General features: G+C 53.3%; 10 protein-coding genes. All 10 read right to left on the reverse strand.

From position 1 onward, the window contains the following. Window positions 1-5 precede the first annotated feature (5 nt). The 10 genes from CKK19_RS13095 to exuR all read right to left on the reverse strand — a co-directional run bounded on the left by CKK19_RS13095 (window position 6) and on the right by exuR (window position 5891). Window positions 6-371 (reverse strand): DUF805 domain-containing protein, encoded by a 366-nt coding sequence (locus CKK19_RS13095; RefSeq protein WP_022649479.1) that lies wholly within the window; start codon window positions 369-371, stop codon window positions 6-8. A 106-nt stretch (window positions 372-477) separates the two neighbouring features. Continuing rightward, the gene (locus CKK19_RS13100) at window positions 478-1464 is read right to left on the reverse strand and encodes a glutathione S-transferase family protein (RefSeq protein WP_023298697.1); all 987 of its coding nucleotides are present in this window, start codon (window positions 1462-1464) and stop codon (window positions 478-480) included. Between the two features lie 72 nt (window positions 1465-1536). Continuing rightward, complete coding sequence (locus tag CKK19_RS13105) at window positions 1537-1929, reverse strand: DoxX family protein (protein ID WP_032626373.1); 393 nt, start codon at window positions 1927-1929, stop codon at window positions 1537-1539. 254 nt (window positions 1930-2183) lie between these two features. Continuing rightward, window positions 2184-2480 carry a YqjK-like family protein gene (locus tag CKK19_RS13110; protein WP_022649477.1) on the reverse strand — a complete coding sequence of 99 codons (297 nt, stop codon included), beginning with the start codon at window positions 2478-2480 and terminating at the stop codon, window positions 2184-2186. After that, entirely contained in the window at window positions 2477-2875 is a 399-nt protein-coding gene (locus tag CKK19_RS13115) for a phage holin family protein (RefSeq protein ID WP_063853607.1), read from the reverse strand. Before CKK19_RS13115 ends, CKK19_RS13110 begins: the two co-directional genes overlap by 4 nt. 2 nt (window positions 2876-2877) lie before the next feature. Next, complete coding sequence (locus tag CKK19_RS13120) at window positions 2878-3183, reverse strand: DUF883 family protein (protein WP_008503141.1); 306 nt, start codon at window positions 3181-3183, stop codon at window positions 2878-2880. A gap of 29 nt (window positions 3184-3212) precedes the next feature. Continuing rightward, window positions 3213-3581, reverse strand: coding sequence for a DUF1090 domain-containing protein (locus CKK19_RS13125; protein ID WP_063853608.1), 369 nt, complete (start codon window positions 3579-3581; stop codon window positions 3213-3215). 143 nt (window positions 3582-3724) lie between these two features. Further along, entirely contained in the window at window positions 3725-4108 is a 384-nt protein-coding gene (gene mzrA / locus CKK19_RS13130; RefSeq protein ID WP_022649476.1) for an EnvZ/OmpR regulon moderator MzrA, read from the reverse strand. 2 nt (window positions 4109-4110) lie between these two features. Continuing rightward, a complete protein-coding gene (gene yqjA, locus CKK19_RS13135) occupies window positions 4111-4773 on the reverse strand; it encodes a DedA family general envelope maintenance protein YqjA (protein ID WP_022649475.1) in 663 nt (220 codons plus the stop codon). A gap of 341 nt (window positions 4774-5114) precedes the next feature. Further along, entirely contained in the window at window positions 5115-5891 is a 777-nt protein-coding gene (gene exuR, locus CKK19_RS13140) for a transcriptional regulator ExuR (protein ID WP_023298695.1), read from the reverse strand. Window positions 5892-6000 lie beyond the last annotated feature (109 nt).

Consider the following 6000-nt stretch of genomic DNA (forward strand, 5'->3'; position numbering starts at 1 on the left):
TTTTTTTATGCGCAGATCTTCGGATCCGGACCAAAGCGGTTTTCTCCCGGCGTTCCGCTCTGACAGTTGAAAATCAAAATCACGATCCAGCCGATAAGCGGGATCAACAGCAACAGCAGCCACCACGCCGAACGATCGGTGTCGTGAAGACGACGAAACAGTACGGCCCATGAAGGCAGCAGAACCAACACACCATAAATGGTGGTGAGAATGCCTTCGCCCCCCTCGCGTTCCCAGCCGAGGATTTTGTCCACAATACCCAGCACCATAATCAGGACGAAGTTCACCAGAACGAACATCCAGTACTCTTTACGGCGGGCACGGCCACCAAATCCAACGTAGTTGCGCAGTACTTTTAAATACCAGTCCATTTTTCCTTGCCTCTTAGTCAGTCAATCACTTGTTTTCTAAGCGATCGAGGTAAGGATAGATGTATGCCGTGAATTAAAAAAGGGAATCAATTGATTCCCTAAATAATTATCCGAAACGCACGTCGCGCCCGTGTGGTTCATCCAGATCCTGCCACGGACCAATGGAGATAATGCCCGTTGGGTTGATGGTCTTATGACTGCGGAAATAATGGGTGCGAATATGGTCAAAATTGACCGTCTCCGCAATACCCGGCATCTGATAGATGTCGCGCAGGAAACCGTGCAGGTTCAGATAATCGCTGATGCGATGCTTGTCGCACTTGAAGTGGGTGACATACACCGGATCGAAGCGGATAAGCGTCGTCCACAGGCGGATGTCTGCTTCGGTGAGGCGATCGCCCGCTAAATAACGATGCTGGCCGAGGATCTGCTCCAGACGTTCCAGGGATCCAAACACGTTGCCGACCGCTTCGTCGTACGCTTCCTGACTGGTGGCAAAACCGGCTTTATAGACGCCGTTGTTGACGTTGTCGTAGATCCAGCCGTTCAGCTCGTCAATTTTCTCGCGCAGCTCAACCGGATAGTAATCCCCGGCGCGGGCGCCGTGCGCGTCAAACGCGGTATTGAACATGCGAATGATTTCAGCGGATTCATTGCTGACGATCGTCTGGTTTTTCTTGTCCCACAGCACCGGTACCGTCACGCGCCCGGTGTAGTGCGGATCGGCGCGCAGATAGAGCTGATACAGGAAATCGTGATGATAAAGCTCATCACCCGTCGCGGCCGGGAAGTCACTGTCGAACGTCCAGCCGTTTTCCAGCATCAGCGGGTTGACCACCGAAACCGGAATTAGCGATTCGAGACCTTTAAGTTTGCGCACAATCAGCGTGCGGTGCGCCCACGGACAGGCGAGAGAAACATACAGATGATAACGATCTTTCTCCGCCGCAAAGCCCCCTTCGCCACTCGGGCCGGGCGCGCCGTCGGCGGTCAGCCAGTTACGGAAGGCCGAAACAGAGCGCTTAAAGCGTCCACCGGTGGATTTGGTGTCATACCAGACATCCTGCCAGACGCCGTCTACGAGTTGTCCCATTTTTTACTCCTCCGTCAGATAGCAAAAGCGAGGAGATGTCTCCTCGCTTTGAATTTAATCAGTATAGCGTGCTTACCACTTCTTATTCAGAAGACGGTCGATGCTGTAGGCGCCCGGACCCGTGATAGCCAGCAGCAGGAAGCCACCTGCGATGGTCAGGTTTTTCATGAACATCAGGGAGTTCACGCCTTCCGCAAAGTTGCTGTGGAAGATGAACGCGGTCAGCAGGGTAAAGCCTGCGGTGAACAGCGCCGTGGTGCGGGTCAGGAAACCGAACAGCACTGCCAGGCCGCCGCCGAACTCAAGCAGGATGGTCAGTGGCAGCAGGAAACCCGGTACGCCCATCGCTTCCATATACTGCTGAGTGCCCGCATAGCCGGTAATTTTGCCCCAGCCTGCGGTGATGAACAGCACAGGCATCAGAATACGCGCTACCAATACACCAACATCATCTAATTTTTTCATTTTACTCTCCAGGAAACCACATCAGCGGCTAAACGTTATTTGCGTGCAAATTCGGGTAGATACCGCGTCTTTGCTGTCGATGGAGAGGAGTGTAAACGGGGCGGATGGCAATTGTTAGCAAGGAAAACTGTCAATCTTTTTCAAAGATATTGAGTAAGGGAGCATAAAGAGATTTTGCCGGGTGACGGCTACGCCTTACGCGGCCTACTTTTTAACCGTAGACCTGATAAGCGCAGCGCCACCCGGCGAGAAGGCTAGCGCAGCTGCTGCTGACGAATCGTTGCTTTCACCAGACGCCATGCGCTCCAGACACCAAAGCCACGGCGTGCCCAGCGAATAAGCATGTTTGGATGACGAATCGTCCAGATCGCCATCACGCTGCTACCCACCAGCGCCCACGATCGCAGGCTCAGAAGAGTATTCCAGCCGCGATCGTAACGCTGGGTCAGCTCCAGCCAGTCGCGACGGCTGGCGGACAGGTCCAGCCGCTGCTGCTGGATCTGGCTCAGCAGATACGCTTTCCGCTTTTGACGTTCGGCTTTGTCGCTCACGACTTATCATCCTCCAGCAGGGCGCGGTCGTTGGCCAGCTCCTGGCGCGTATGGCGCAGGAAGGTCGACGTGCGCGCTTTATGCAGGGTCCAGATACCGCCTATCAGCGCCGCCACCAGCAGAACCACGGTAGTCGCAATCATCGCGTTCAGTCGATACTGTGGATCGATAGCCCAGATGATTAACACCATCAGGTTCATCAGACCAAACGCGGCAAAGAGCATCGTAAGCCCAAGCATGAGCAGCATCTGGAAGAGATTGGCTTTCTCCTCTTCCAGTTCCACTACCGCAAGCCGGACGCGCGTTTCGGCAATCCCGACCAGCGTCGTAAGAATACGCTGGCCGATGCCGAGGACGTTTTTAGCAGGCCCTTGTGCGTGACGTGGATCTTCCATAATCAACGACGCGTCAGCAGGACACCCAGCACCACACCCACTGCGGCACCAATACCAACGCCTGTCCATGGATTGTCACGTACATATTCGTCTGCGCGCGCAGCCGCTTCGCGGGTCTGTTTCGCCAGTGCATCACCGGTTTCACCCAGACGGTAACGGCTCTCTTTCAGTGCCTGCTCCGCTTTGCTGCGCAGTTTGCTGACTTCTTCTTTCGATTTATCGGCAGAAGAGTTCAGCACCTCTTCCAGGGTGTCCGCCAGGGATTTCAGCTCAGCGCGCAGATGTTCTGAAGTTGTATCTTTTGACATGATTCTCTCCTGTTGAGATTTCCGTTAACTCAATAATCGCGAGCTTCCAGCGCTTTCAGTTCGTCCTGCGCCTCTTGCAACTTCCTCTCGCGCTTGGCAATTTTTTCCGCATCACCTTTCTCTCTCGCTTCTTGCAGGTCTTGACGGCGCTCGGCTATCTCGTCCTTCTGTTCAGCGATTTTTTCCTGATGATCGGCACGCAGCTTGCTGTCCGTACAATTGTCTTTCACTTCGCTCAGCGCTTTTTTCAGTCCGTCGATCCGGTGCTGATTGTTATGCTTTTCGGCATAACTGATTTCGCGTTGAATATCCTGTTCTTTCTCCTGACAAAGAGACATAGCGAAGGAAGCTGTGCTTAAAGAAAAAAGGGCCAGAGCCAGGGTGATGCGGTATTTCATTATAGAAACCTTCCATTGTGTTACGGCGTAAGCCGTGTTCCAGAACTATGCGGAGAACATCTGAGGGGTGCTCCGCGTACTTAAGCATAGTAAGTAAACGGGAGTTTCACCAAAGTGGGTGAAAATATTCGGAATATTAGTCGTTAGCCAAATCGATGCGACGTGTCGCGTAACCGTGACATCCAGGAGGCTACGTGGCTGTCATCATCCTGTTGCGCGATGATGTAACCCTGCGGCAACGTGCGGTCCAGCACCGCTTTCGCCGCGGCGCTTTGCGCACTGGAGTCAAATTTTATCAGCAGCACATCGTCTTGCGGCGTGATGCTCTTAAAGCGGATCCCGTTAGCATCCAGATGATGCCAGATGGAAAAACCATCCGGCACGCTGGTTCCTTGACTCACAGGACGGATAGTCAGCGTCGACTCCTGGTGCTGTAGGGCAGACCATAGCAGGATGAGAGCGCTGAACATCATTAGCGCGACGATGGCGTAAGAGAAGCGGCGCAGCGCGAGCGGGGAGATAACCATCGTTAACCCCTGGCTCCGTATTTCTTTTTCCACAGTACGACCAGTGAACCGACCAGGCCAAACACCAGCAGGACGACGGGCAGCAGCATCAGGCAAGACATCAGCTGGTCTTCATATTTCATAAAGACCGGCGTTTTACCGAGCGCGTAGCCGAGCGTGGTCAGGATCAGAACCCACAGCAGGCCGCTCATCCAGTTAAAGAACTGGAAGCGCGCGCTGCTCAGGCCGGACAAGCCCGCAATGGTCGGCAGCAGGGTGCGTACGAATGCGATAAAGCGGCCAATCAGCAAGGCGGAGAGCCCGTGCTTATGGAAAAGGTGGTGCGCTCGCTGGTGATAATGTGCCGGAAGATGCGAAAGCCAGTTCTGAACGATTCGCGTGTTGCCGAGCCATCGCCCCTGAATATAACTCACCCAGCAACCCAGGCTGGCGGCAATGGTCAACAGCAGAACCGTTTGTGGGAAAGCCATCGCCCCTTTTGCACAGAGCACCCCAACCAGCACCAGCAGGCTGTCGCCCGGTAAAAAGGCAGCAGGCAGCAGACCGTTCTCAAGGAACAGGATCATAAATAACACAAAGTAGAGCATGCCAATCATGGACGGGTTGGCCAGCGTTTCGAAATCCTGAGCCCAGAGGGCGTTCAGTAGTTGGGTCAAAAGTTCCATTCAGTGTTCCTGGAAATCGGTTAACGTCACGCCTGTCATTCGGGAAAACAGCACGGCGACATTGTTATGATTTCATTATGGTCGCTCGCGGACACAATGATGTGTGGCCAACACTGTTCCCTGTTAATTGGCTGGTTAGCAAGCACTAACTTACAAAATAACGAAGTGAATCCAATTGTAACAAAGCCCGACGTTCTGCGTCACAGAATTTGAGGGGAAACACGATTTTGGCGTAAGCCACGGAGGGGAGCGAGAGATTTTACAAAGGCTGACACTATAGAGGTTTTCTTACCCTGTCTGGCCGGAAGGCGCGGCGGTGCGCCTGCCAGCAGTTCAGGAGGTTATTTTGCGACATTGGTCGCGGTATCGAGGTGAACCACCGGATTATCAGCAAAAAGATAGCGGTCAGCGTTAAATTCAAAGTCATCACTCGTTTCATTAAAAAGCATCTGTTTAGTGTTCTCCAGATGCTGCCACATTGCCAGTTTCGCCGCATGCGGATCTTTACGAATCAGGGCCTTAAGAATCTGGTCGTGGTCGTCACACCAGTTATCTACCGTGCGGGAATCAATGTGATCGTGCAGTTTCTTCCAGTACGGGTTGTGAACGCGCTGAGTCCACATTTTTTCAACGATTGCCGCCAGCGCTGTGTTTTGAGTCGCAAGGGCGACCTGGACGTGGAATTGCAGGTCCCATTCGGAATCGCGGAAACATTTTTCTTTACGCGCATGATCCTGGATTTCCATCAGCTTCATGATGTCCTGCTTGGTGACCTGCGTCGCTGCGAATTCTGCGATATTGCTTTCAATCAGCTGGCGAGCCTGGAGAAGCTCAAACGGACCGTAGCTGGCAAATTCCAGACTTTCGTCCGGCGTGGGGGAGTGTTTCGCCTGGCTGGAAATCACGTGAATACCGGAACCTTTGCGTACCTCAACATACCCTTCAACTTCCAGCATGATGATGGCTTCGCGGACCACCGTGCGGCTGACGCTTTTTTCATCCGCAATAAAACGCTCAGCGGGAAGTTTATCACCGACAAGATAGACCCCTTGCTCGATGCGATCTTTCAGCTCGGCGGCAAGTTGTTGATATAAACGACGTGATTCGGTGATTTCCATATGCGCTCCAGGCAGGGTACGGCGAATGATTTGTTATACCACTTTTGCGTGCCACTCTCCAGATTTCGCCATTAAAAAAGCCGCCCGGATGAAGTGAACCCCGAAAGTT

Origin of the sequence: Enterobacter sp. CCUG 70166 (assembly GCF_020224095.1) — a bacterium.
Lineage (GTDB): Bacteria > Pseudomonadota > Gammaproteobacteria > Enterobacterales > Enterobacteriaceae > Enterobacter > Enterobacter intestinihominis.